The 26,319-nt window shown below is 62.4% G+C and carries 22 protein-coding genes and 2 pseudogenes; 13 read left to right on the top strand and 11 right to left on the bottom strand.

The annotated features are described in order from the left end of the window. The first annotated feature begins 4 nt into the window (after window positions 1–4). From QM841_RS35660 to QM841_RS35630, 7 genes are all read left to right on the top strand, one after another. Window positions 5–847, top strand: coding sequence for an FAD binding domain-containing protein (locus tag QM841_RS35660; protein ID WP_283335598.1), 843 nt, complete (start codon window positions 5–7; stop codon window positions 845–847). Next, entirely contained in the window at window positions 847–1,446 is a 600-nt protein-coding gene (locus QM841_RS35655) for a (2Fe-2S)-binding protein (protein ID WP_502943309.1), read from the top strand. Before QM841_RS35660 ends, QM841_RS35655 begins: the two co-directional genes overlap by 1 nt. Before the next feature lie 9 nt (window positions 1,447–1,455). Beyond that, complete coding sequence (locus QM841_RS35650; RefSeq protein ID WP_283335597.1) at window positions 1,456–1,899, top strand: molybdenum cofactor biosynthesis protein MoaE; 444 nt, start codon at window positions 1,456–1,458, stop codon at window positions 1,897–1,899. Beyond that, window positions 1,896–2,957, top strand: coding sequence for a GTP 3',8-cyclase MoaA (moaA, locus tag QM841_RS35645; RefSeq protein ID WP_283335596.1), 1,062 nt, complete (start codon window positions 1,896–1,898; stop codon window positions 2,955–2,957). Before QM841_RS35650 ends, moaA begins: the two co-directional genes overlap by 4 nt. Then, complete coding sequence (locus QM841_RS35640) at window positions 2,950–3,204, top strand: MoaD/ThiS family protein (protein WP_283335595.1); 255 nt, start codon at window positions 2,950–2,952, stop codon at window positions 3,202–3,204. The genes moaA and QM841_RS35640 overlap by 8 nt, the downstream gene beginning before the upstream one ends. A 1,434-nt stretch (window positions 3,205–4,638) precedes the next feature. Next, the gene (locus QM841_RS35635) at window positions 4,639–5,112 is read left to right on the top strand and encodes a transposase (protein WP_283335691.1); all 474 of its coding nucleotides are present in this window, start codon (window positions 4,639–4,641) and stop codon (window positions 5,110–5,112) included. A gap of 23 nt (window positions 5,113–5,135) precedes the next feature. Further along, window positions 5,136–5,684 carry a transposase gene (locus QM841_RS35630; RefSeq protein WP_283335594.1) on the top strand — a complete coding sequence of 183 codons (549 nt, stop codon included), beginning with the start codon at window positions 5,136–5,138 and terminating at the stop codon, window positions 5,682–5,684. Here the strand turns inward: QM841_RS35630 and QM841_RS35625 are convergent. The 10 genes and pseudogenes from QM841_RS35625 to QM841_RS35585 all read right to left on the bottom strand — a co-directional run bounded on the left by QM841_RS35625 (window position 5,662) and on the right by QM841_RS35585 (window position 19,956). Next, window positions 5,662–7,149 carry a tyrosine-type recombinase/integrase gene (locus tag QM841_RS35625; RefSeq protein WP_283335593.1) on the bottom strand — a complete coding sequence of 496 codons (1,488 nt, stop codon included), beginning with the start codon at window positions 7,147–7,149 and terminating at the stop codon, window positions 5,662–5,664. The genes QM841_RS35630 and QM841_RS35625 overlap by 23 nt on opposite strands. Beyond that, entirely contained in the window at window positions 7,116–7,802 is a 687-nt protein-coding gene (locus tag QM841_RS35620; RefSeq protein ID WP_283335694.1) for a hypothetical protein, read from the bottom strand. Before QM841_RS35620 ends, QM841_RS35625 begins: the two co-directional genes overlap by 34 nt. A 135-nt stretch (window positions 7,803–7,937) precedes the next feature. Further along, complete coding sequence (locus QM841_RS43605) at window positions 7,938–8,294, bottom strand: site-specific integrase (RefSeq protein ID WP_502943308.1); 357 nt, start codon at window positions 8,292–8,294, stop codon at window positions 7,938–7,940. Between the two features lie 58 nt (window positions 8,295–8,352). Beyond that, window positions 8,353–8,718 (bottom strand): annotated as a pseudogene (locus QM841_RS35615) (site-specific integrase); the annotation flags it as partial. A gap of 1,723 nt (window positions 8,719–10,441) precedes the next feature. Continuing rightward, window positions 10,442–12,097, bottom strand: coding sequence for an AMP-binding protein (locus QM841_RS35610; protein WP_283335592.1), 1,656 nt, complete (start codon window positions 12,095–12,097; stop codon window positions 10,442–10,444). Window positions 12,098–12,184: 87 nt separating this feature from the next. Next, window positions 12,185–13,507 (bottom strand): MFS transporter, encoded by a 1,323-nt coding sequence (locus QM841_RS35605; RefSeq protein ID WP_283335591.1) that lies wholly within the window; start codon window positions 13,505–13,507, stop codon window positions 12,185–12,187. A 304-nt stretch (window positions 13,508–13,811) separates the two neighbouring features. Next, entirely contained in the window at window positions 13,812–14,219 is a 408-nt protein-coding gene (locus QM841_RS35600; protein WP_283335590.1) for a thioesterase family protein, read from the bottom strand. Next, window positions 14,216–15,562 (bottom strand): enoyl-CoA hydratase/isomerase family protein, encoded by a 1,347-nt coding sequence (locus tag QM841_RS35595; protein ID WP_283335589.1) that lies wholly within the window; start codon window positions 15,560–15,562, stop codon window positions 14,216–14,218. Before QM841_RS35595 ends, QM841_RS35600 begins: the two co-directional genes overlap by 4 nt. After that, on the bottom strand, window positions 15,559–19,146 hold the full coding sequence (locus tag QM841_RS35590) for an indolepyruvate ferredoxin oxidoreductase family protein (protein ID WP_283335588.1): 3,588 nt from the start codon (window positions 19,144–19,146) through the stop codon (window positions 15,559–15,561). Before QM841_RS35590 ends, QM841_RS35595 begins: the two co-directional genes overlap by 4 nt. Window positions 19,147–19,257: 111 nt before the next feature. Beyond that, the gene (locus QM841_RS35585) at window positions 19,258–19,956 is read right to left on the bottom strand and encodes a Crp/Fnr family transcriptional regulator (protein WP_283335586.1); all 699 of its coding nucleotides are present in this window, start codon (window positions 19,954–19,956) and stop codon (window positions 19,258–19,260) included. Between the two features lie 295 nt (window positions 19,957–20,251). On the opposite strand from QM841_RS35585, the gene QM841_RS35580 reads away from it, so the two are divergent. From QM841_RS35580 to QM841_RS35555, 6 genes and pseudogenes are all read left to right on the top strand, one after another. Then, entirely contained in the window at window positions 20,252–20,863 is a 612-nt protein-coding gene (locus QM841_RS35580; protein ID WP_283335585.1) for a TetR/AcrR family transcriptional regulator, read from the top strand. 124 nt (window positions 20,864–20,987) lie between these two features. Next, window positions 20,988–21,200 carry a LysR family transcriptional regulator gene (locus tag QM841_RS35575; protein WP_283335584.1) on the top strand — a complete coding sequence of 71 codons (213 nt, stop codon included), beginning with the start codon at window positions 20,988–20,990 and terminating at the stop codon, window positions 21,198–21,200. Between the two features lie 244 nt (window positions 21,201–21,444). Further along, window positions 21,445–21,870 carry a LysR substrate-binding domain-containing protein gene (locus QM841_RS35570; protein WP_283335583.1) on the top strand — a complete coding sequence of 142 codons (426 nt, stop codon included), beginning with the start codon at window positions 21,445–21,447 and terminating at the stop codon, window positions 21,868–21,870. A 671-nt stretch (window positions 21,871–22,541) separates the two neighbouring features. After that, the gene (locus tag QM841_RS35565) at window positions 22,542–24,911 is read left to right on the top strand and encodes an ATP-binding protein (RefSeq protein WP_283335582.1); all 2,370 of its coding nucleotides are present in this window, start codon (window positions 22,542–22,544) and stop codon (window positions 24,909–24,911) included. After that, window positions 24,838–25,346, top strand: a pseudogene (locus QM841_RS43600) (transposase); the annotation flags it as partial. The gene QM841_RS35565 and the pseudogene QM841_RS43600, both read left to right, overlap by 74 nt. Window positions 25,347–25,809: 463 nt before the next feature. Then, entirely contained in the window at window positions 25,810–26,025 is a 216-nt protein-coding gene (locus QM841_RS35555; RefSeq protein WP_283335580.1) for a hypothetical protein, read from the top strand. A 90-nt stretch (window positions 26,026–26,115) separates the two neighbouring features. On the opposite strand, the gene QM841_RS35550 is transcribed toward QM841_RS35555, so the two are convergent. Then, complete coding sequence (locus tag QM841_RS35550; RefSeq protein ID WP_283335579.1) at window positions 26,116–26,238, bottom strand: hypothetical protein; 123 nt, start codon at window positions 26,236–26,238, stop codon at window positions 26,116–26,118. Window positions 26,239–26,319 lie beyond the last annotated feature (81 nt).

The following is a 26,319-nucleotide window of genomic DNA, read 5'->3' as shown; positions in this document are numbered from 1 at the left end:
ACTCATGAAGGCTGCACCTTTCGACTACAGCCGCCCCTCGAGCGTGAAAGCTGCTATCGCAACGCTCGAATCCGCCGACGGGGACGGCAAGGTCATTGCCGGCGGGCAAAGCCTGGTCCCGGTGCTGGCCATGCGTCTGGGACGACCTTCGATTTTGGTCGACATCAACCGGATTCCCGGCCTCGACAGTATCGACAAGGTCGCTGGCGACACCATCCGCGTTGGGGCGCTGGTACGCCACGCCGATCTCCTCGAGCAGAAGCACATTCCACTCTTGTCCGAGGCCGCGAAGTGGATCGGGCACAGCGCCATCCGTACGCGGGGTACCACCGGGGGAAGTATTGCCCACGCCGATCCGTCGGCTGAGTTGCCGGTCGTCGCCACGGCACTCGGGGCGACAATCGGCGTGGAGGGCCCGGCCGGCAAACGAATAGTCTCCGCGGACGACCTCTTCGTGGGGCCGTTGGAGACCTCCCTGGCGGAAAGCGAAATTGTCACGTCAGTGTCCTACCCAGTCCCGGAACGGTGGGGCTTCGCGGAGTTCTCCAGACGTCATGGAGATTTTGGCTTGGTCACCGTGTCTGTTGCTGTCGTCGGTGGGCTCGTGCGCATCGCGATCGGTGGTGTCGGCGCAGTACCTATCCGTCCGCTCGAGGCCGAGTCGATCCTCAATGGTTCGCCTGTCACGGATGCCCGAATCGCCGAGGCGGCACGCGCTGCCGCGGGCGACATCAATGTCGTCTCCGATCTCCACGCATCGGCAGAGTATCGAGTCGCAATGACCGAACAATTCACCCTCCGCGCACTCACCCAGGCAATCGGAAATCGGATGGTAGGAGCGAATTGATGCATGTCGATATGACTGTCAATGGAGAACGAGTATCGATCGAGGTCGAACCCCGCAAGACACTGGCCGATGCCCTTCGGGAAGACCTCGGACTCACTGGTACGCACCTGGGCTGTGAACATGGGGTCTGTGGGGCCTGCACAATTCTCGTCGACGGCGGCCCCGTCAGAGCGTGCTTAATGTTCGCGGTCCAGGCGGACGGAGCATCGGTGACGACGGTGGAAGGGATGGCCGCAGAGGACGGGACCTTACATCCCTTGCAGCGTGCCTTCTGTGATCGGCACGGGTTGCAATGCGGATTCTGCACGCCGGGAATGTTGATGTCCGCACTCGATCTGATACACCGGGAGGTCAACCCGACCCGGGAACGGATTCGGGAAGAGATGTCCGGCAACATCTGCCGGTGTACGGGCTACGTAGGCATCGTAGATGCGATCGAAGAAGCGGCCGACGAGATCAATCGTCTGGGGCAGCAAAGCGACACGGACATCGGTGCGGAATCCCCGTGCAGCGCACCGGCGTGTTCCGCCGAGCAGCACACATCACCGACCCAGGCCGCAGTCGCCGCCGGACCCGAGCCGAATCCCGCAAGAAAGTAAGGGTAACCAATGCACCGCGTGTCAACGACAATTACGACCGAGCCGATCGATCCCGTGGCAGTCGGTGCCGCAGTATCGGGGCCCGAAAGCGGCGCCATGGTTCTGTTCACCGGGGTGGTCCGAAACCTGGACCACGGCAGGGTCGTGACAGGGCTCGAGTATCAGTTCCACCCCGACGCTGCGCGGTTCCTGCGGAGCTGCTGTGAGGAGGTTGCAGGGCAATTCGGCTTGGCAATCGCCGCGGTCCATCGAGTCGGGCACCTTCAGGTCGGCGATCTGGCGTTGGTTACCGCGGTTTCTTCACCGCACCGAGAAGATGCCTTCACAGTGTCCAAGTTGCTGGTCGACCGGATCAAAACTGGTGTCCCGATCTGGAAGCACCAGACCTTCCTAGCCGGCGACGGCGAGTGGGTCGGCATACCACAGCCGAGGCCCGAGGCGACACCGAAATGACGACCGTGACGCTCGGGCTTCCTGCAATCCGGGATTCTCGCCACCGCTCGACGCCGGCCCGGCCAGCTGTCCCGGATCTGCTCGACCAGTACGGCCGAATCGCACGTGATCTGCGGGTATCTCTCACCGAGAAGTGCACTCTCCGATGCACCTACTGCATGCCGGCGGATGGACTGCCCCCGATCGAACCAGCCAATCTCCTCACTGGTCGGGAGGTTATCCGGCTCGTTTCAATTGCCGTCGACCGGCTCGGGATTACCGAAGTGCGATTCACTGGGGGAGACCCACTCGTGCGTCGCGATCTCGAAGAGATCATCGCTGGATGCCGAACTCGATACGACACCTTGCCACTGTCGATCACCACGAACGGCATCGGGTTGGATAAGCGGGCTCAGGGGCTCGCAGGAGCCGGGCTGACAAGGGTGAACATATCCCTCGATACTGTCGACCGAGTACTTTTTGCGAACCTGACACGGCGAGATCGGCTCCCAGCGGTACTGGCGGGGATACGGGCGGCCCAGGCCGCCGGCCTCGCACCTGTGAAGATCAATGCCGTTCTTACCGGTCAGACGCTCACCACGGCCGTCGAACTGTTGAGGTGGTGTATCGAGGAGGACGTTGACCTCAGGTTTATCGAGCAGATGCCACTGGACGCCGAAGGTGCCTGGAAACGTGACGAGACACCGTCCGTCGACACACTATTTGCATTGCTAGGAAAGAGTTTTCGGCTCACACCAGCGGGGAGAACCGACCCGTCGGCTCCCGCAGAGTACTGGCACCTCGACGGAGGACCCCAGCGAGTCGGCGTAATAGCCTCAGTTACAGACGAGTTCTGCGGTGCGTGCGACCGCACCAGAATCACCGCAGAAGGCAGTGTGCGCTCGTGTCTCTTCAACGACGAAGAGTCGGACCTTAGGGGGGCATTGCGGGCAGGTGCCGACGACGAGGAGATCGCGAACATCTGGCGTACCGCGATGTGGGCTAAACCGGCCGGTCACCAAATCGACAGCGACTACTTCACTCCGCCGGTCAAAAGCATGGGAGCGATCGGTGGCTGAGCACAGCATCCTCGTACGCTACTTCGCTGCAGCAGCGGAACACGTGGGAAGTGAAACCGATACCGTCGTCTTCGATCGCGTACCGACCCTCGGCGCCATCCAGTCAGCTTTGATCGAGCGGCATGGAAGAAAAATCGAGATGGTCCTCTCGGTGTCCGCGTATCTCGTCTCGAAGGAGCTGACACGAGATCGTGAATGCGTAGTCGAAGACGCGGTTGATGTCCTTCCCCCCTTCGCTGGCGGGTAAGGATGAGAAACAAACCCGAGCAGAAAAGTGCGCCCAGGCATACTCCGCACGGCATGCAGGACAACGCGAGCGAGCCTTCACGTATCCCACGACCTACATCTACACACCGACACCAGATTATCCCTCCAATAGAGGCTATTACAGCTAGAGGTGCACAACCATGAGATCCCGTGAGCATCGTCGGTGGCGTCAGCGGCGTCGCCCCGGAAAGGGCGACGAACACACATATCCTGAGAGCGAGTCGGAGGACTTGGTCGCGTTCGCGCGCATGTGGGCACCATACGGCGGCGCAACCGAAGAGGAGATTCTCGTTAACTTCGGAATGACACCGGACCGATTCCTCGAGCGTTTATTGCAAATCCTTCTTCATTCAAATTTTACACAAGAAGAAACAACTCGTTTGACCAACGTGCAGGTGCTGTAGGCCAATCAATAGAGTGAGCGTAGACGGCTTCCCCGGTATATCGCGAGAATTGGCGCTTCAGAGACCATCTGTAGTCCAATAGGCCAGCGTATCGGGCAGGGGTGTAGAAGGGCATTGAACTAATGTGGCACGATGACCGTGACAACGACATTATTGACTTTGCGTTGCTCTGGGAACCGCTCGGAGGACCTTCCCCGAATAACGTGGCGGCTGCCTTCGTGCTCGATATCGAGGAGTATGAAGTTAGGCTCCGAGCTGCCGTGAAGTCGAAATTGGCTCGACTAGACGAAGCCGTCACATCCTCCGACCCGGTATACAGCGTGTCGACGATTGCATCGCTTATTCGCGAACATCAACAGGAGAGCGCTCATAGCGCGTAATTGACGGCGCTCGTTGAAATTGGATCTGGCGCACTTTTCGTGAAGGTGTTGGCGTGTCGCCACGGTGTGCTGACCTGCGGCGGGTGAGGATCGTCGGAGTGTGATTTCGAGGGTGTGCGGGCGTTGCTGCGTCACCTGGTTGGTGTCGTTGTCGCGGGGGTTCGTCGGGTCGGTTCTACGATCCGTATCGCGGCAGAGCCGAAGGGTGACCGGGGACGGTGTCCGGGCTGTGATGGTGAGTCTGCTCGCGTGCATTCTCGGTACCGCCGGCAGCTGGCCGGCACCGCGATCGGTGGCATCCGGTCATGATCGACCTTCGGGTGCGTCGATTCTTCTGTGACACCATTGATTGCACGGCGAAGACTTTCGCCGAGCAGGTACCGGGTCTGACCACATCACGGTCACGACGCACGCCCGTGCTCGGCGCGATGGTCACAACGATCGGATTGGCGGTGGCCGGGCGGGCCGGGGCCCGGCTTGCGACTCGCCTCGGGGTTGCTGTCGGCAGGGACACCCTGTTGCGGGCGGTCCGGGCCGTGAGCGATCCGAAGGTCGGCGAGGTCAAGCGTCCTGGGCATCGACGACTTCGCGATCCGCCGCGGTCACGTGTATGGCACCCCCGTGCTGGATATGGTCACCCGCAGGCCGATCGACCTGCTCGCCGACCGCACTTCGGACACCGTTGCCGACTGGCTGAAGGAGCATCCCGGCACCGAGATGGTGTGCCGTGACCGCGCCGGCGCCTATGCCGAAGGCATCCGGATCGGTGCTCCCGACGCCGTCCAGGTGGCCGACCGCTGGCACCTGTGGCACAACCTGGCCGAGGCGGTGGAGAAGACCGTCACTCGTCACCGCGCCGACCTGCGTCTGCCCGATGAGGATGCCCATCAAGTCGGCGTCGTCACGGTGGCATCGATGAGATCGTCCACGCCGCGAGCGAGCCGATCGATGGCCGGCTCGTCACCCGAACCCGCGAACGGCATACCGCTGTCCGGCAACTGGACTTCCAGGGCATGTCGATTTCCGCGATTGGGCGGAAGCTCTCACTCGACCGCAGGACGGTACGGCGGTTCGCGCGCACCACCGAGGTCGAGGAGCTGCTGACCAAGACCGAGTCCCGCGCCAGCTTGCTCGACGAATTCAAGCCCCACCTCCACGAACGCTTCAATGCCGGGTGCACCGATGCCGCCCGACTCACTCGTGAGATCGCCCTGTTGGGATACCGCGGCAGCGACAAGACTGTCCGCCGTTACCTGCAGCCATTGCGGAGCGCTCGCAATCCGCTTTCATCAGGACCCGCTTCGCCGTCGGTCCGGCAGGCCACCGGCTGGCTGACCCGCCACCCGGATCGGCTCAGCGACGACGAACGCACTGAACTCGATGCGCTGCTGGAACGCAGTCCCGCCCTGGCCACCACCCGAGACCTGGTCCACAACTTCGCCGAGATCATGATCGAGCGTCGCGGGAGCGACCTCGGCGCCTTGATGACGGCCGTTGACACCAAAGGAGATCGGGCACTTCGGTCCTTCGTCACAGGTTTGCGCCGAGACCTCGACGCCGTCACCGCAGGGCTGACGTTGCCCTACAGCTCCGGCCCTGTTGAAGGACACATCAATCGCATCATTCTGTGGAATCTGAATTGTCAAGGTCAGGTCATGGTCGTTTCTCCCGGTTGACCGGGATGATCGGTAGCAAGGTCGCGGTCGGCGGGGCGCCGATCTCGCGTGGCGTCGTGCCGGTCGGCGTCGGAACGTCGACCAGTCGCTCCAGGAGGTTGTCGAGGGCGGTCTGTCCCTCGTCGACGGCGGCGCGCTCGTCGTCGCTGAGCGGGATCGCGGCGAGCATGCGCTGCAGATTGTCCTTGGCCTCCAATAATTGACCCTTGCCAGATGCCTTGGGGGCGTAGAAGTCGCAGCGGGCGCACGCCATCCTGTGTGGGCATTGCTCGAAGAACGTGTAGGTGCAGTATCCGTGTCCGAGGTCGTAGTACTGCCACGGCGTGTCGCCACCGGCGGCACCGGAGGTGACGGCGTCGCGATCGACGAGGACCTCGATGGTGCGGACGTTGCGGGAGAAGTATCCGGCGTCGGTGTAGGCCCGCGTCAGCGTGGTGGGGCTGATTTTCGCGTAGTACTGGGTGGATTGCGGCGAGCGGTGGCCGAGCCAGGCTTGCAGCTCGAACAGGGTCATCGGCTCTTTGGCGTTGTAGAGCTGGCTGGCGATCGTGGATCGGGCTCGGTGGTTGGTGATGTTCCCTCGGACGTCGGTGGTCGGGACACCGGCCTTGTGGCAGAGCATCGGGATGACCGTGTTGTTGATGTAGGACGAGGAGACCCGGCGGGCGCGGAAGGCGAACAGCAGGTCGACTCGCTCGCCGGTGCGACGGTCGTGAAACTGCGGTTGGGAGGGGCGCATCGCGTGCCAGGTGTCGAGGGCCTGGCCGAGGATCGGATCGACCGGCTTGGTGAACGCGGTGCCGGTCTTGTGCGCCGGAACATCGAGCAGGCAGACCGCGTCACGCGCCAGCACCTGATCGGAGTCGCCGACGATGGGTGTGTCGTCGTGCTGCCAGCGGATGCAGCCGACCCGCAGGCGGGCGATCTCGTCGCTGCGCAGTCCGGAGAACAACCAGGACAGTGTGATCGCGTGGACCAGTTCGAACGGGTAGAAGTGCCCGGATTGTGTCTCGGGGAGATCGGCGTGCGACAGATTCAGTCCCGCCCAGAGCAGCTTCGCCCAGATCTCGTCGGCGATCACCCGCGGATTCGGGCCGAGCAGCGCGGTGATGCTGCGTGGAGTGGCTAGTGCGCGCCCAGGATCGAAGCGTCGGGGCAGCCATTCCCATTCCTGACAGTCGGCGAAGAACCTCCGGATCGCCGAGAGGTGACCGTCCTTGGTCGACGCCGTCAGTGGAGTGCCGAGGCGCTTTTCGATTCCGGTGGTGCGGTGCACGTAGTCGCCGACGTTCATCCGGTCCAGCGCGGCGACCCAGGTCGCGCAGGTCTGCCGGGTCCACGCCGTCGGATCGGCGGCCCCGGGATGCTCGGCTGCGCTCCAGCGGCCGACCTTGAGCAGGCGGGACCGGACGTTGCCGCGTGCCCGCGGCGTCAATGTCGAGGTCGCGTACCAGGCTCGACCCACTGCTGCCAGATCTGCGCCCCGCCGGCCGCCCGCGCAGTGCCACGACCGGTCGTCGCGGACGGCTGGTCACAGAATCCCAGAGCATTCACCGCCCGCTGCACGGCATGCAGAGCGTTCAGCCGGGCGCCGCCGAGCAGTCCGTCACGGCGGACACGATCGAACAGGTCGGTGCCAAGGTCCTCGAGGTGCGGGCTGCGGTTGAGCAGGAACAGCTGGCAGATCACCATCGGTAGCAGCGTGTCGTCGTCACGTCCGAGCCGATAACCCCACTCGGCAAGCACCTTACGAACCCGGGCGATCTCGCCGTTGACTCGGTCGCGCCCGAAGATCCGCCGCGACAGGGTCAGTCGTTGGAAGCTGCCGAGCCGGTGGAACGCAGTGAAGGTACCGAGCAGGTAGGCGTGCGCCGCGAGGTAGGGGCGGACCTCGTCGCCGGCCCAGGAGGGTGCGTTCAGGTGGAACTCGGCCTGGTCACGGCCGAGCAGATGGATCCATTCCTCCGCGGTCCAACCCCAGAAGGTCCGCCGGACTTCGGCGCATCGCACCAGCAGCACCGCGACCGCATCGGCCATGGCGCGCCGCCGATGGGCGGTGGCCGGGGAATCCAGTCCTGCGTTGACCGTTTCCAGCGGTCCCAGCAGTCGTCCGATCACGCGCCAGCCCGGCGCGTTCGGATCGTGATACTGCAGCCGCCGCAGGTTTCGTATGCCGAGTTCGCCGATGGCCCGGACCTCGTCGTCTCGGACCTCGATAGTGGTGTCGAAGTGATGCGCGACGAGCGGTGAGCATTAACGTGCTTCGGAGTCCGGGTTGACGTCGCCCGACAGCGGCGCGGTCACCGCGGCGTTCCTGGGGTCGGGGCGTCCATGCCGGTGAGCATCGAGATGCGCCAGGCATGGATGTGGTCCATGCCGCGGCCGAGTTTGTCGGCCAGATCCCGCCCGGACAGGTGGATATCGCAGCGTCGAGTCCGTATGGCGATGCCCGGCGAAGGTCGCAATCGTGTGCAGTTCCCAGCCCATCCGGGCCAGATCGGTCAGACACAGATGCCGAGTGGTGTGCGTGGAGAACCGCGGAACATCGGCGGCCAGGGCAATCCGTCGCACCACCTTCGACCACGTCCACAGACTTGGGTGGCTGGGCATGATTGCGGCGGGACTCCGACAGGAACAGCGGTTCGCGTGCCCTGCTCAGGCTCGCCCGGTGCGCGAGATAGTTCGACAGCAGCACCCCGGTCGGAGCCGAATACGGCACGACCCGCTCGAGCCGGTTCTTCGTCGTCTCCGCCCTGATCCGCAGGGTGCGGTGGGCCGGGTCGAGATCGTCGGTGCGCAGCGCGCACAGCTCCTCACGGCGCAGCGCGGCATCGTAGGCCAGGGCGAGCATCACGCGGTTGCGGACGGGCTCCACGGCGGCGACGGCCAGGATGTCCGCCCACTGTTGCTCGGTGGGAATCCACGGCAGCTTCGTCAACCTGGGCACCAACCCGCGCTGATTCCCGCCGCCCCGTCGGCCGGGCGTGAAGCGGCCCCGACCAACGGGATTGGACTCGCGCAACCCCTCCTCCATGAGGTGGTCGTAGAACAGCCGCACCGGCACCAGCCGCTGCGCAATGGTGGCGCTGGCCAGCCCGGATCCGGAATCGAGGGACACCACATTCGCGCCACGGCGGCTGGGCCGGTCGGTCAACTCCCGCACATAGACGCCGACATGCGCCCGGCTCGCCGTGAGCGGGTCGACACCCTCCCGCTCGCACATCTCCAGATACTCGGCAAGCCCCCGTGCGTAGGCGTCGATCGTCCGAGGCGCCCTCCCGAGATCGGTCCACACCCGCAGCCACCCGGCCGCCCGCACATGCCGGCCCAGCACCGGCCACTTCTCCTCCAACACCATCGTGCCGTTCAAGCCATGTCCTCAGTTCCGTGGTCAACACCGAGGAGACATGATCATCCCCACGGCCAGATTCCACGTAACTTTCAAGATGCTCAAACGGCAGATGTACGGGCGCGCAAACCTGGACCTTCTCCGCAAGCACGTCATCCACACCGTATAGCTGAGGCCGACAACAGAATCACGAAAAGTGCGCCAGATCCAATTTCGCCGAGCCTCGTCATAATCGGCGAGCTGTCTGGAGCGAGCAGGTCTACGACGGGCCCCGACTGGGTCTGATGCAACATTCGTGGCCGTCCCCGCTCCGTTAAGTGGCAGCCCCCGACTGGGGTTCATTGCTAGCGCGGCGTCGGGTCGCCCCCGAGATGCCAGCAGTTGACGTGTACCCGTTTGAGTCCGAGCTGATTCTGGTCGGTGAGTCGTAGGGTAGATCCGCATCAAAGACGCAGTCGGACTTGTCGCACCGAAGGCAGTCTCGATGTGCGCAGTAACTCCTAACCGTCCGCGGGGTCGGCTCGAGGGTGCGGCTCATGTCCAACACAGTGCCGTGCTACTTCAGAACCACGCGATGTGTGCGCCCAATGTGGAAGCCGACTGTGCCCCCCAATCGCCGAGCGCGACTGCCCGCTCAGGAACCTCTCCGCACCAGCGGTAGTGCGCGGAGCGTTGTCTGTGGTCAAGCCTTCGATCTGGTCGGCGCAGGGGTGTCTGGTGCTGCAGGTATACGGCAGGAACCCGCCGACCCGGAGTTCCTGACACCGAGATTGGCTACCGGTGAGGCATCGGCTATTTGGACGGTCGAAGCGATTCACCTCATTTCCGGTGAATCGCTCCGCTCCGCCGCGCGCTCGGGGGCCGTGGGCGATAGTCGTATGGAGAGTCCCACGGTTGTGCCGGCGGAGCAGTGCTATCGGTAGATGGTTCGCAATTGCCCGTCCAACGCTGGATCGCACTCCACGTTGTCGAGAGCCTCTCGTAGTCGGCGTGCGAAGCGCTTGCGCAACATTCCGAACCTGACGAACGTCTCCTCGTCTGTCGCCCCACCGTACGGCGCCCACGTTAGGGCGAACTCGACGACTGCCGCATCCTCGGACTTCGGTTTGAGGTGCCTCTGCCTGGTTGTAGCTTCGGCCTTGCGGCGCCGTCGGATCCGGTACGAACGGATCTGTTGTTCGGCGAGAGATCGACAACTCGAATCCGGGTTGTATCCCACTGGTGAGGAGTTCGTACTGTGTTCGGTTGTCGGCGGATTGTGCACGGGCTCGGCCATTCTGATGTATTTCTGTCAGCGGATGATTAGATGCGAACCATGGCGATAGGGGTCCGCTTACCGGCGGATCAAGACGGTGACGAGAATTCGCGTGTCACCATTGGTGTCTGGATGCGCCGCAGCTATGCGCAGTTACAGTGCTTCGGAGTGTGTGCGAGGCGCCACGGGAGTTCGCATCTTCTGTTCCTCGATCGCAAGTTCTCGTAGACGGTACTTCTGGATTTTTCCGCTTGCAGTTGTCGGAAAGGTTGAAGCGAACCGCCAGAATGCAGGGATTTTTGACCTCGTGATCTTCCCGGCGCAAAATGCTGCGAGGTCTTCGCTCGATGTCTCTTGCGAATCCTCTTGTAACCGCACCCATGCCATCACTTGTTCTCCGAGTCGCTCGTCGGGGACACCGATGACGTACGCGTCGTTGATGTGCGGGTGTGTGCGGAGCAGTTCCTCGATTTCGCGGGGGTAGATGTTCTCGCCGCCGCGGATGATCATCTCCTTCATTCTGCCGACGAGCGTCACGTATCCGTCTTCGTCCATGGTGGCGAGATCGCCGGTGTGCATCCAGCCGTCGGGATCGAGGACTTCGTCGGTCGCCGCAGTGTTATTCCAGTAGCCCGCCATTACGCTGTACCCTCTGGTGCATTGCTCGCCGACAGCGCCCACCGGGACCACCTTGTCGGTTCCGGGGTCGACGATCTTGACTTCGACATGGGGCGTGGGCCTGCCCACGGAGTGGTCACGTTTGTCGGCTGGATCGTCGGGCAGTACCTGGGTGGAAATTGGCGAGGTTTCGGTCATCCCACATACCACCGAGAGCTCGGTGACATGCAGATGAGTTCGGATCTTTTCGCGTAGATCCGGTGGGCATGGAGCACCACCGATCAACCCGGTTCGGAGACTCGAGACGACCACGTCGTTGGATCGTTGGAACTCGAGTTCACTGATGAACATCGTCGGTACCCCGTAAATGGCTGTGCATCTTTCGCGCTCTACCGCGGTCATTGTCGATGCCGCGCTGAAGGATTCCTCAGGCAGGACCAACGTCGCACCGTAACAGTGGGTCCCGAGTGATCCCAGTACCATCCCGAAACAGTGAAACAGCGGAACTGGAACACAAACCCGATCGTGCTCGGTGAACTTGATTCCTCCGCACACCAGCCGTGCGTTGTTCAGAATATTCCGATGCGTGAGCACTGCACCTTTCGGCCGTCCCGTGGTTCCCGAGGTGTACTGGATGTTGATCGGGTCATCGGCGCAGAGCGCCTGCTCTGCGACGGCGAGGGCCTCCGGGGGTACTTGTGTGCCGTCGTGGAGGAAATCATGCCAATCGGTTTCAAAGACGATCACCTCACGCAGGCTCTGGCATTGGGATCGAATCGACCGCAGTATTTCGGCGCAATCGTTGTCACGGAATCGCTCCGACATCAGTAGCACCGATGCTTCCGAATGTGTGAGCACATAGCTCAACTCGGACGCCTGATACATCGGATTCACACACACGAGGATTGCGCCGACTCGTGCCGTCGCGTATTGGACGGCGACCCATTCGAATCGGCTTGCCGACCACACCGCCACCCGGTCACCGCGTCTGACTCCGCGAGCGAGGAGACCCCGAGCGATACGGTCGGTCAGCTCCCACATCTCGCCGTATGTTGCACGATAGTCCTGATGACAGGCCACCAGGGCCTCTCGGTGTCGGTGTTGTTCCACGACGTGGCTGAGGTAGCGCCCGATCGTACCGTCCACCAGGGGGGTGCTGGTGGCGCCGGCGGCGCTCGAAAGAAGTGACACAGTAGTCCTCATTCCGATAGTGCCGGGGAACGGTCGTCCCCCGGCACTACTTGCAGTTTACTTCGACTGAGTTGTGTGGCAGGTGTGTTATCGGACGCTTACGCGCTGCCCCTGAGGGGTGATCGACTCGGGGCGGGTTTCTCGCAGAGCGAGCACCGAGACCAAGCTGATGAGTGCAATCACTGTCAAGCACACGCCCACGGCATAGCTTCCGGAGGAGGCCTCGAGTCGGGCCGCCAGGAGCGGTGTGACGGCACCGCCCAGCACACCGGCGAGACTGTAAGCGACGCCGGCACCGGTGTACCTGTAACGGGTCGCGAACAGCTCGGGCAGATGGGCGCCGGCGGGGCCATACACGAAGCCCACCGAACCCAGGATGAGGACGAGTCCGATCAGGAAAGCTGTCGGCGTTGCACGATCGAGGATGGGGAAGGCGACGAGACCAGTCACCGCGCCGAGGGCACATCCCAGTGTCATCATCTTGCGTCGGCCGAAGCGATCGGACCAAATCGACCCGCAAATTGTCGTGATAGCAAACGCGAACCCGCCGAGAATGCCCATAGTCAAGACGGTCGGTCGACTCAGCTCCAGCTGTTGAGTGCCGTAGCTCGTCAGGTAGGACACACCGATGTAGAAGAACGCGAAGGGTGTCATGACAGCGCCGGCGCCGAGCAATACTTCCTTGCTCTGCTTGCGGAACGCTTCGGCGAAGGGAACAGCAACGGTCTCATTTCGTTCGACAGTCCCACGGAACTCCTCGGACTCTTGGATGCTGAGCCGTACATAGAGTCCCACGATCACGAGCAGTGCACTTGTGAGGAATGGAATTCGCCAGCCCCAGGCAAGGAAGGCGTCATCGCTCATGGTCAGCGCGGTGATTAGAAACGTTGCGCTGGCAAGGGAGAATCCGACCGAAGGTCCCATCTGAGGGAACAATGAGTAGAAGCCTCGCTTCTCCGGTTTCGCATTTTCTGACGCCAAGAGGATGGCTCCGGCCCATTCGCCTCCTACCGCTAGTCCCTGGGCGATGCGGAGTGCCACGAGTAGGAGTGGTGCGGCGACGCCGATGGTGCTGGTCGTCGGGATGAGTCCGATGGCAACGGTCGCGCCGCCCATCAGGAGCAACGTCGATACCAGGGTCTTCTTACGGCCGATCCGGTCGCCGAAATGCCCGAAAATGATCGATCCAACCGGTCTGGCGACGAAGGCGACTCCGAACGTCGCGAAAGCGAGGGCTGTGCCCGCCGCCTGCCCGAGTTCGGGGAAGAAGACCTTGTGAAACACCAGCGCTGCGGCTGTTCCGTAGATGATGAAGTCGTAGAACTCGACGACTGTGCCGGTCATGCTGGCAAAGGCAATTCGAGACATGCTATTTGGTGGACGTTGATCGATGCCCGTGTTGCTGTGCATGGTGTCTCCTGATCGGACAAACAGACTGGTGTGAAGCGTTATTGAAACCGATTCCGATCGCCATTTTCGGCGGCTTCCGACTTTTCCTCTCGAGACCGAGGACGGCTTACTTCCGGACGCCCTGTGATTGTCGTCACGCGGCAGTGCAGATTCTGTATCTTTCGATACACACCGTGCGGACAGTTGTCCTGGACAGCAGGAAGCCGCGACGCCACATTCCCGGTCGGCTGGCCCGGGAATGTGGACATCGCGGCATTCATGAGAACTCACTCCGTGGAGGTCTTCCAGGGGTGTACCCGTTCGATCAGCGCGTCGCCGTCACGTGTTGCTTCGCCAAGAGCTTTCGTCCGAACACGTCTTCATCGATGACGAATCGTTCGTGGGTGCCCTGGGCGATTAACTCGACGTCATCACGAACCTCGACATCGAATACATAGCGACGGCGATCGATCTCCCGCACCGATACGGTCGCGGTGATTTCTTGGTCGAGAAGTGTCGGCTTCGAATGAACGATCTCGAGGCGACTTCCGACACTCGACTGCCCCGTCTCCACGACCTGGTGCAGTGCGTCGACAGCAGTTTCCTCGATCAACTGGATGACATTCGGCGTGGACAACACGTGATAGCCGCCCCGTGCCACGCAGTCGCTCTCCACGACCGTGCGTAACTTGGACGCCGTGATAACTGCGTCCTGACTGTCGGGGGTGCTCATTTGACACCACCGCGCCGCTTCGGATCCCACGCGAGCTCGAGATTGCGAATGATGGCAGGACTGGACATGCAATACGCCTGCCCGAGGGCCATATTCGCGACGTAACGCTGAAGAACCTGAATGGGTTCGACCCCGACTCGCATTTGAGTGCGGTTCGCATTCACGCCGACGGGTCCGGTCCCGATCGCCTCGTGCGCGGCATGCTCGAGGGCAGTGTCCATCGCCGTTTCGGAAGTGACGATGTCGTCGACGACGAGACGGCCCTCCGGGGAATCAACGTAGATTTCTCGGTTGAAGAAAATGCCCTGCCGAGTCACGCGCTCGCCGACGAAGCGGGGAAGGCGTAGATTGCCGCAACCTGGAATGAAGCCTTCCTTTCTGGCCGGCAGGTTGAAGTAGGACCCCGCCTGCGCCACCACCCGGTCCATGACGAGCAGATACTGACAACCACCACCGATGGCATGCGTTTCGACCCCCGCGACCCACGGCTTCTCCCGCCGGTGCTCGACGGTCGACACCGCGCCGTCTCCGAGAGAGTGCCCGCGGTACCACTTGTTGAGCAGGCCCAATTCGCGCTCGATGAAAAACTCGATCAGGGATACCTGGCCGTGATAGAGCTTCGTGAGGTTCACCCCGCTGTCGAAGACGCGGCGGCCGGTGTACTTGCGGTGCTCAGAATGTGCTCCGCGCAGCACTCCGACGGAGATCCGATCATCGAGGAGCACGATGTCGGTGGCCACTTCCATCGCATATGTCGATTCATCGTCTTCGGCGTTGAGATACTTCTGATGATTCAGCGTCAGGTAGCCGACCTCGCCGACACGTTCGAGATAGCACGTACCGAGCTCGATGCGATCGGTCTCTCGGAACTCCGAAAGAAGGTTCACCGCCTCAGGCGTCGGTTGAGTCATCGAATGGATAAGGTGAAACCCGGCCCGCTCATCGTTGAGTACGTGGGATACAAAGATCCCCTGCGCGATCGAGGCACCGTCCTTGTGCTTCAGTGGTAGCTGACGTTCCTCCGCGATTGCCTCCCGTGTCGGAACAAGCAAGGGAAACTGCTCGGACGCCGCATAGGCGAGGTCCGAAACTCGCAGCTCGCGACGGTAGCCGTCAGTGAGACGGTCATACACCTCGGCCGTGTGCAAGGTCATGAAGTCGTTTCGCAGACGACTTCCCTGGGTGAGTAGGTCATCAGCCTGCTGCTGTTCAACGCTCGAACGGCTGGCCTTCGGTGGGAGCGCGGTCCGCGAACTTTCGAGTTCAGACAGCCGCTCGGTAGCGAGTGCGGTGTCTTTGTCGAGTTCGCCGCTGAAGACCGTCGACGTTTCGGTAGTTGTCACTTGCTCTCCTTGACCGTGATGAGGGGCAGAGTCATGCGGTTCTTCAGTTGTCCCCGCAGAACCTCGACTTGGTGTTCAGCCGCAGCAATGTTGTTGATCTTGATGTCTTCGTAGCCGCGGATCATGTCCGGAATCCGCGCGAGGGACAGGACTGCATCACGATTCGCGAGCGTCATCTGCGCGATCGACTCGGTCACGAGATCGCGGTACCAACCGATGAGACGGCGTTCTTCCCGCCGAACATGATCGCGCCCGAACGGATCGATTCGGCGTCCGCGGAGCCCGCGCATCGATACCAACACCCGAAACGCCGGATTGAGGAGATGCTCCGACACCGACATCTTGTTCTTCATCCCAAGAGCCTTGAGCGCCGGGGGATGAAGGTTATAGCGGATCTTCGGCTTGTCTGCGAACATCCCCGCCACCTTCTGCTCGCGGCAGGTACGCAGATGCAGTCGCGCGACCTCGTACTCGTCCTTGTACGCCATGAGCTTGTACAAGTGGTGAATCACTTCCCGCGTCACGCCCAGATTGGTCGGCGAGCCGAGACGGTCGACTTCCTGCTCGGCAACGTCGAGGACGAAATCGACGTACTGCTCGGCGTAACCAGAGTTCTGGAATGAGATCAGTTCCGCTATGCGGATGGCCAGCAGTCGGCGGTCCTCCTCGGCGAGGTGGGCAGTCTTGGACACGAGCGCGTCATAGGCTGCCCGCTCCGACGGGCGAAGGCCGGCGCGTCGGTTGGTGTACTCCGCCTCAGAGTCGAGCGGTTCCGGCGTGATCAACCTGCGTACACGTTCAGGGTCGGTGTGCGCGAGACGTCCGTAGCGAAACGCCTGCAGACTCTGCTGCACCGCGGTGCCGTTCAACTGGATTGCAGATTCGATACTTTCGCCGCTGATCGGCAGGAGGCCAGCCTGATACGCGAAGCCGATGGCGACCAGATTCGTGGCCATGTAGTCACCGAACAGTGTCTCGGCGATCAATTTCGCATCCACCGTCACCGAGCGCTCGGAGTTGGTGAACCTGGTGATGGGTTCGATCAGGGCATCGATATCGACGGTGAGGTCAACGTCGCGGATCATGTCACCGCTCGGCAGAAGCCCGGTGTTGATAAGCGCAGCGGTTCGGCCGGGTGAGCATCGATCGAGGTTGACCTTGTCGGCGCCGGCCATTGCATCCACCGCGAGATACAGGTCGGTTCGCGCGAGTCCCACCTTGTTGGCAGCGTTGTAGTGCCCGCCGGGACTGATAACGAGGCTGGAGAGGACAGCTCCCCACTTTTGTGCGGATCCTGTCTGGTCGTAGCTCATGACTTCGAGTCCGTCGAGCATCGCTGCCCAGGACAGCAACGAGTTCGCGGTCAAGACGCCGGTGCCGCCAACACCAGGGATATAGACGTGATAGGGGCCGGTGAGCTCGGGTAATGCGGGATCCGGAATGCCATCTGCATCAACGACGGCAGGGTTCGGCTTCGCCAAGCCCGCCTCGCTGCGGACAGTCAAGAACGAGGGGCAGTCACCCTTGAGGCACGAAGTGTCCTGGTTGCACGAGGACTGATGAATTCTTGTCTTCGGCCCGAACTCGGTATCAGCTTTGTGCAGTGACATGCAGTTGGTGATCTCGCCGCAGTCACCACAGTTCTCACATACATCTTCGTTGATGACGATGAACTCCGAAGGCTTGGGGGCCTTGCCGCGCTTCTGCTGTCGACGACGCTCGTTGGCGCATTCGCCGTCGTAGAGGAAAATGGTGACACCTTCGGTCTTCGCGAGGTCGGCGAGCACATCATCGACGTCGGAGGCACCGTGCACGTGCGCAATCGCGGGAAGGCGGCGCTTGCTGTACACCGACGGATCCCGCGCGATTATTGCAATCTTCGTTACACCCTCCAGGGCCAGCATCTCAACGAGGCGGGGAACATCCTTGCCGCCGACGGCGCTCTGCGCCCCCGTGTTGGCGACATAACCGTTGTAGAGGATCTTGTAGGTCATCGAGACGCCTGCGGCGATGCTGAACCGAATGTTGAGGTAGCTCGAATGGAAGAGACTGCCGTCACCCTGGTTCTGGAAGACATGATCCATGTCGGTGAAGTGGTGTAGTCCGATCCATCCGACACCCTCGCCGCCCAGTGGAAATGTTGCGTCGATCTTCTTGTGCGGCTGGTCATCCATTAGAGCCGCGAAGATATGGCAGCCGGGGGCGCCCCAAGCGACTTGCCCATCGAGCAACTTGGTCGACACATTGTGTGGGCAACCGGAGCAGTAGTTCGGGGCGCGCTTGATGATGGCGGTGTAGTCACGCGCCTTTACTTCGGCGAGTTCGGTAATCCGATTCTCGATGGTGACGGATTCGCGCACGCGGGGTTGGAGAATGGGACCCAGGCTGGTGGCGATGTCGTCGGATTCCATGGTGCCGTACTCCGGGAAGAGTACGCTACCGTGACGGTCACGCTTTCCGTAGACCTGGGGGCGGGACGGCATGTTGCATATCGCGTCCTTCACCTTCTCCTCGAGGGTGCCGCGCTTCTCTTCGACAACGATCAGCTGTTCGAGGCCTACCACGGATTCACGGATGAACTCCGCATCGACAGGGTAAACGCAGCCGAGCTTGATTAGCCGCACTCCGGCCCTACCGAGGTCGGTTTCGCTGATACCGAGGTCGGTGAGGGCTTGAACGGTGTCCGCGTAGCTCTTGCCCGCGGTCAAAATTCCTATCTTGTCGTTCTTGCCGCCGGTGACGACACGATCGATCCCATTCGCGCGAAGATACGCCACCGCAGCGGGGTGTCGTTCAGTGAAGACGTGACGTTCAGTCTCGACAGTCTTGCCGGGGAAGAACATGTTGTCCTGCAGTTTGCGGAACGGGCGACCGTTGATCTCGAACTTCGGCACGATGATCTGCGGCGAGGTGGGCGACAGATCAAGCGTCTGCCCTCCGTCGCAGAGCTGACCGATCAGCTTCATGGCAACCCATAGGCCGGTGTACCGGGACATGGCCACCGCGTGCAGTCCATAGGCAATGAACTCTTCTACCGACGACGGATACAGCACGGGGATGCCGGCGTGCGCGAACGCATATTCCTGCTCGTAAGGCAAGGTTGAACTCTTGGCTTCGTGGTCCTCGCCGCTCAAGATGACAACGGCGCCGTTCGCTGACGTGCCGCCAAAATTTCCGTGGCGCAGCGCGTCTCCGGATCGATCGAGACCGGGGCCCTTGCCGTACCAGATTCCTGTGACTCCGTCATAGCGGGAGTGCGGATAGCGGTCGAGTAGCTGGGTTCCGATCAGGGTCGTCGCCGCTAGTTCCTCGTTCTCACCGGGTCGATGGATGATCCCGTAGCGGTCGAGGATCTTCCGGCTCCGCTGCAGCATGAGGTCGTATCCGCCGAGGGGAGATCCCGGATAGCCGCTGATGAAGGTACCGGTGCGAAGCCCGGCCAGCTTGTCGCGTCGTGCCTGTTCGATCGGCATACGCACCAACGCTTGGATCCCGTTGAGGTAGATGTGCCCCTGTTCGAGCTCGTAGCGGTCATCGAGGCTCGCCGGAACGTTCCCTACCCTCACGGGCGGTTGCACTTCCACTGTCGTCATCATCACTCCGAAAGGTTGAAAGCCGGGCTGAGGCTGTTCTACGTAGAGTGCCTGCGCGAGGAGCGGCCGTCTGTCGCCTAAGCTACAAAAACATGCCCCAAGTCACATCAAGTACTCGCTGGCAAGGGTCCGGATTGCGGCAGGATCGACGATCACGATGTCGCGGCCGACTTTGAGAAGTATTCCCTCGCTGACGAAATGGGAGAGCTCCCGGCTCATCGTCACACGAGTGACGCCGATCAACAGCGCAAGGTCATCGATCCGGTGCCGGACGGACAATCGGACTGACTTGTCCGGTTCGATTTCACCGTAAGCATCGAGCAAGTGGTTGAACAACAGCGCAACCCTGGCCCGGACGGGTAGCCCGTCGGTTGCGATATGCAAGCTCAGCACGCGCTGCTTGTGGGCGAGCCGACGTGCGATCTCGAGCAGAATCTCCGGATCGTTCTGGGCCGCGGCCAGTACCGAGCCACGGCTTATGGCAAGCACCTCGGACGGTTCGACCGCGACGCTCGATGCATATCGAGGTATGCCGTCGAAACATCCGCACTCTCCGAAGCTTGCTTCAGGTTCGGCATATGAGAGCACGCGTTCCGATCCGTCGGGGTTGCTCATGAAGATCCGTACTCGACCACTCACCACGCGGTGAAAGTAGGACGAACTTTCACCCTGCCGATATACGAACTCGCCGGGGCGGTACTTGCGGAGTGTGCCTAACTCGGCGATTCGCTGAGACACCGACCGGCCTTCGGATAGCAGGAAGGGTGAGCTGCCCGTGCCTGCGGTGGGTAACTCGTTCATAGTCAACTCCTACGGCTTACTAATGGTCGTTAGTGTACTCTCGAGGTCAACTCGCGCTAAATCTGGAGTAGCTGCCCGATCGGCCGATTGCGACGCAGGAAAAGCGATGCTTGTCGCAACGAACAAGAATTCACCGCGTCGGGTCGTGATGTCTAGGTCCAGTTCGTGACGGCGGAGGCCGGCGCGCGGGCCACGGTCGGTATCGACGTGGCTTTACCGACCCTCCGGCTCGGCTCGGCTCGATGGACAGCGCTCTACTGCTAGACACGTTGCACCTGGAAGGGATTTTGCGCCCATGACGACGGCACGCACCACGCGCCGCACCGGTGGCCCCGGCCGCCCCGGCTACGACCTCGACTCCCTGCTTGCGGTCGCCGTGAAGGTCTTCAACGACAAGGGCTACGACGGCACCAGTATGGAGGTCCTGGCCCAGGAGTTGGGGATCACCAAGTCGTCGATCTACCACCATGTATCCGGCAAGGCGGAACTGTTGGAACTGGCGCTGTCGCGGGCCCTCAACGCGCTCTTAGCCGTCACTACCGAACAGCAGGCTTCCACGGGCCGGAACATCGACCGGCTCGAGTACATGGTGCGGCGAACTGCCGAGCTCCTCATCGTCGAACTGCCGTACGTGACGCTGCTGCTGCGAGTCCGCGGCAACTCCGCGGTCGAACGGCGCGCCCTCGCCCGCCGCCGGCAACTCGACTCCTTCGTCAGCGAGGTCGTCGTCGCCGCCGCCGAGGAGGGCGACCTTCGGCCCGGCATCGACCCCGCACTCACCAGTCGTCTGGTGTTCGGCATGGTCAACTCGTTGATTGAGTGGTATCAGCCACGTACCGGATGGTCGGCCGAAGAGATTGCCGATGCCGTCGTCCAGCTCACCTTCTCCGGATTGCGCCGATCCTGAGGCGCCGCCTCAACCGTCCATGCTTCCCGGGGAGCCGCCAATAGTCGCGGAGGACAAATCTCAGCGCGATTACGAACAGAGCAGTCTCGGCAGGAGTTGGGTCTCGTGGAAGAGGTATGTTTCGATGTCGACGATCGATATGAACCTGATCAGAACCTTCATGCTGCTCTACGAGACACGCAGCGTCACCGGAACCGCTGAACGTATGTCGATCACCCAACCGTCAGTGCGCCACGCGCTCGGTCGTCTCCGCAAACAGTTCAATGACAATCTGTTCAGTCGCCCGTCTAATGGTCTTCAACCGAACGCGCTGTTGCGATGTACCCGACGCTCGTAGAGGCCATAGAGAACACTGTTTCAGGCCTGGGTGTCTTCGCACCGGAAACCTCTACCCGCAAGTTCCGGATTCACGCAACCGACCTCGGAGAAGCGGTTCTGTTGCCACCCATCCTGGCCCGGATAGCAATAGACCGCCCCGAACGTCGAATTACAAGTCACGCCACTGGATTACGATGTCTTCGAGACGGAGTTGCGACAGGGGTAAACGGATGCGGAGATCTGTACGTCGTGGATCGATCACGATGACATCACTCGTGATGTACTACAAACCGACGGCTTTTGCGGACTATGCAACTCAACCACCCAGAATCGGACACGAACCGACACTGGATGATTTTCTGGCGGAACGACATATTGTTGTAGACCAGTCAAGCGGACATACAGCGGTCGACGGGGCACTGTCCAATCTCCGCCGTTCCCGCGACATCGCCCTCCGAATCTCGCACTTTGCTGCTCTCCCGGTTCTCGTCGAGACGACGCCGTATCTTTCCGTCATTCCTAAGTCTGTAACCGAGTCCTTCTCGAAGATCGCTGATGTCAGGGCATTTGATCTCCCGTTTGCGGTTCCCGAGGTCGAAATCGCACTGTATACCTATCGGCGATTCCTGCCCGACCCAGGAACGCAATGGCTTCGAGAGACAATCCGATCTGCCCTGGCCGCACGCTGAGGTCGCACTGCATGTCGACTAGCACCCTCGGCGCCAAGCGAACGCGCGGGTGTACGTGGCAGCCACGGCATGCACGAAGTGATCGATCAGGAGAGATAAGTACGGCCCCTGTGACAGGGTACGGGGCCAACCCGGCCTCGGGAAACGGTGTTTGCGAAGTATGTCCTCCGAGGACCGCCACGGGGACCTCACCGATCACGATGCCACTTCTCGACGACGAGGGCTAAGGTTCCCGTCCTCGTTCACCCACGCGTTCTCGAGGCCAGAACGGCCTCGCCCTCGCCTGTGTGCCCTTCGTGTTCCTGGCAACATCGCTGTCGGAGTCCGACGTTCAGCGCTACTGATTCTCGGGTTGTTCATGCACGACCCTTCGCGGTTGTGCTGTCTGGCTTCTGCTGAGGACCCGCGACTGCAACAAGACATGCACTATCAGTGGCAGTCGGGCAGTCTCGCCAGCCTGCCGATGGACACCAGTATGTGGCGGCAGCGGACGATCAAAGAGCGACGGCGGAGTGTAACTCTACCCTGCCGCCCCGCCCCTTGTGGAATCGTGGAGACACTGCTTGTGGGCGACCGGACCCGGTCGCTACTTGGTCGGCAAGCCACCTCGCGCCGCTGCGGCGGAGGTACCGTGGTCCGCAGGGGTATGTGCGACGAAAGTGACGGTTTTCATGCCTTCCGGTGGCACGGCGAACGTGGGAAACCTTCCCTATGAGCTGACGAGTTTCGTCGGCCGCCGCCATGAGGTCGCCGAGGTCCGTCGTCTGCTCTCCATGTCGCGGCTCGTAACGTTGACGGGGGTGGGGGGTGTGGGAAAGACCAGGCTCGCACTGCGGGTCGCTGCTGATTCGAGTCGCGCCTTCGTCGACGGTGTGTGGTCGGTCGGGTTGGGCGAACTGTACGACACGGGCGCGGTTGTCGACGCGGTGCTGTCGGCCTTGAACCTGCGCGAGGGCCGGGGAACCCCCGAAGCGCAGCTTGTCGAGTACGTGGCGGCACGGAAGCTGTTGCTCATTTTGGATAACTGCGAGCATCTCGTCGAACCGGTAGCCGCCCTGGCCGGCTCTCTTCTCCGCAGCTGCCCGGACTTGCGGATTCTCGCGACCAGCCGGGAATCGCTCGGAATCGGGGGAGAGGCGACGCTCCGGGTGCCGCCGCTGACGCTGCCGGAACCGAACCAGCGGTCGGCGGTCGGCGGGGGGCTCGTCCACTACGAGGCGATGAACTTGTTCAGGGAACGCGCGGGTGCGGCTGTCCCGGGTTTCGAAATCACCGAGAGCAATGGGGACGTGGTCGCGGCGATCTGCCGTCGCTTGGACGGTCTGCCGCTTGCGATCGAATTGGCGGCTGTGCGGCTGCGGGTGATGTCGGTGGAGCAGATCCTGCAACGGTTGACCGACCGCTACTCCCTCCTGACCACGGGCAGCCGGGGGGCGCCGTCCCGGCAGCAAACTCTGCAGGGGTGTATCGACTGGAGCTACGAGTTGTGTACGCGGGCGGAGCGGGAGTTGTGGGGACGGCTGACAGTGTTCTCGGGCGGCTTCGAGCTCGACGCAGTGGAAGGCATCTGCGCCCACACCATGACTTCGGACCAGGCTGTCGACGGGGTGGCGTCCCTGATCGACAAATCGATCCTGATTCGGGAAGAGGCCGCGGGAGCGGTGCGGTACCGGTTGCTTGAGACGTTGCGCGACTACGGTACCGATCGATTGCAGGAGACCGGCGAGTTCGCATCGCTGCGGCGGCGGCACCGGGACTGGTACGAACACTTGGTGCTGCGGGCGGAGTTCGACTGGATTAGCCCGCGGCAGGTGGCCTGGATCGCGCGCCTCGACGCCGAGCAACCCAACATCCGTGCAGCTCTGCAGTTCTGTCTCACTGGTGCGAGTGAGGCGGACGCGGGACTTCGTATGGCGACGGCGCTGTACCCGTACTGGCGGGTGCGGGGCAAGCTGCGCGAGGGAATGCGGTGGCTCGCGCAGCTTCTGGCCGTTCAGGGCGGCGAACCCGGTCTAGAGCGGATCACGGCGCTATACGTGCTGAGTGTTCTGTCTGGGCTGCACGGCGACCCGGATGCCTCGGCTCTCTATGCGGAGCGCGGGGGCGCTCTAGCAGCGACGTTCGACGATCGTACCGGCGTGGCGCTCATGGCCGATGCCGCCGGACGTCACGCTCTTTTCGCCCAGGAGCCTGCCACCGCGTGCGGCCACTTCGAATCCTCGCTCGCGGTCTTCCGCGAGGAGGGCAACTTGCTGTACATGATCTGGTCGCTGTTAGGGCTCGCGCTGGCCAGTGACGCGGATGGAAACCAGACGCGGAGCGAGGAGTGTCAGCGGGAGACCGTGGCGCTCACCGAGTCGCGAGGCGAGTCCGTCTACCGAGGATGGGCGCTGTGTGGTGCGGGGATAAGGGCCCGGCAGCGTGGAGAGCACTCCCGTGCGAAAGATCTGGTCATGCAGGGGCTGCAGCTCGCTCGGTCGGTGGACGACCGCACAACCGCTGCAGGATGCATAGAGGTCCTCTCATGGATCGCGGTGGATGAGGGAGCTCACCGGCGTGCCGCTAGACTGATGGGTGCTGCGGAAACGCTCGCGAAGACGGCAGCGAGCCCGAGCGCCATCTACCCGAACCTGCGCGTCCAGCACGCCCGGTTTGAGCAAAAGGCCCGCCGGGTGATCGGCGACCGCGCGTTCGAGGCGGAGTTCCGGGACGGCCGCGGAACGCGGTTCGAAGACGCTGCAGCGGACGCCCTCGACGAGAAGGGCAGCGCCAATATCTCGGCAGAGCCGGGATTTACGAACCTCACGCGGCGGGAACAGCAGGTAGCCGAACTTGTCGCCGAAGGCCTGACCAATAGGGCGATCGCCGACAAGCTCGTCATTTCTCAACGCACCGCCCAGGGGCACGTCGAGCACATCCTCTCCAAGCTAGGTTTTACTTCTCGCACGCAGATCGCGGCATGGATCGTGGAGCAGAGAGAACACCCACCAGGTCGAGGGCTGCGCGCACCATCGCCGCGGTGGCGTTCGGGTCGGTCATGATCAGTGGCTACTGGTCCTCGACGTCCCGACCACCTCCACCGCCCGGATCCGGCAACTCTCCCGCGGCGGCCGACGCAAGAACGACCGCATCGACGCCGCCGCGGCCACATGTGTCGCCGCCCTACAGGGCGACGCCCGACCGGTCGATCCCGAGGGCCCGACCGATATCCTGGCGCTGCTTGACGAGCGTCGAACAAACATGTGTAACAGTTGAACTCGTCTCGTCAATCAGCTACACGCGTTGCTACGCGCCTCGATGGTCAGCTCGCCGAGAACGAGAAGTAGATGACCCAAGTGCTCGACGAGCACGGCACCCGCCTACGCGAGGTCGACGGGATCGGTCCGGTCACCGCCGCCCGGCTGATCGGCCGCACCGGACGCGCCAGCCGCTTCCCGACCGCCGCGGCGTACGCGAACTACAACGGAGGAGTTCCTGGTCGCCGAGGGGGTGGTCGACGACATCAGCCATGAGGGCCTGCGGGTTCTGCTTCATCAGGCGGGCGTCTCCTTTCAAAAGTGAAGACATGGAAACGGTCGCGCGACCCGGAGTGCCAGGTCAAGAAGGCCCGCGTGGAGCATCTGTATGCGATCGCCGACGGCGAGGTTCTACCCGAGCCGGCGAGCCGGAGGTGGTGTTCTGTCTCGATGAGTTCGGCGCGCTGAACCTGCAGCCGCATCCGGGTCGGCAGTGGGCGCAGCGCGGCGGCAGGCACCAAGATCCCGAACGTGGGCCGCGGCGCCGGCGGCGGGCGACGTACAACCGACCACACGGGGTGCGTCATCTGTTCGCCGCGTTCGACTTGGCCACCGACCGGCTCTACGGGCACGTCAAGCCGACCAAGACGAGGACGAAGTTTACGAGTTCTGCCCTTACCTGCGTGGCCTCTACCCGGAACAGGTGCGGTTGGCGATCGTCTGCGACATCTTCTCCCCGCACCTGACCACCAAGAAGTGCCGGCGGGTCGCGGACTGGGCGGAGGCAAACAATGTCGAGATCGCCTACACCCCAACGAACAGTTCCTGGCTCAACCGGATCGAGGCGCAGTTCACCGCTCTGCGGTACTTCGCGCTCGACGGCACGACCACGGCTCCCATAAGGAACAGGCCAGCGTGATCCGCCGCGACATCAACTGGCGAAACAAGCACGCCGCCGACGAGAAACTACGAGAGATCGTCAACCGGGCAAACGTTGCTTGATGCGGCACTAGCCTCGATCGACTTCGCCCAGTCGATGGTCCGTGATAGCCGCGACGGCGAGAATGAGGTTGAACGCCATGGTCACCGGCACGACCCACGCGCTGTTGGCCGAAATCAGCGCGAGGGTCAAGTGGAGTTCTTTAGGACGACGTGGACTTTTTCGATGATGGCGTGGTCGGTCTTGTCCGCGGCGACGGGGTCGAGGTGGCTG

Origin of the sequence: Rhodococcus sp. IEGM 1307 (assembly GCF_030056915.1) — a bacterium.
GTDB classification, from domain to species: Bacteria; Actinomycetota; Actinomycetes; order Mycobacteriales; family Mycobacteriaceae; genus Rhodococcus_F; species Rhodococcus_F opacus_D.
Note: the sequence above shows the minus strand (reverse complement) of the source record. Positions and strands in the feature narration are given on the sequence as shown.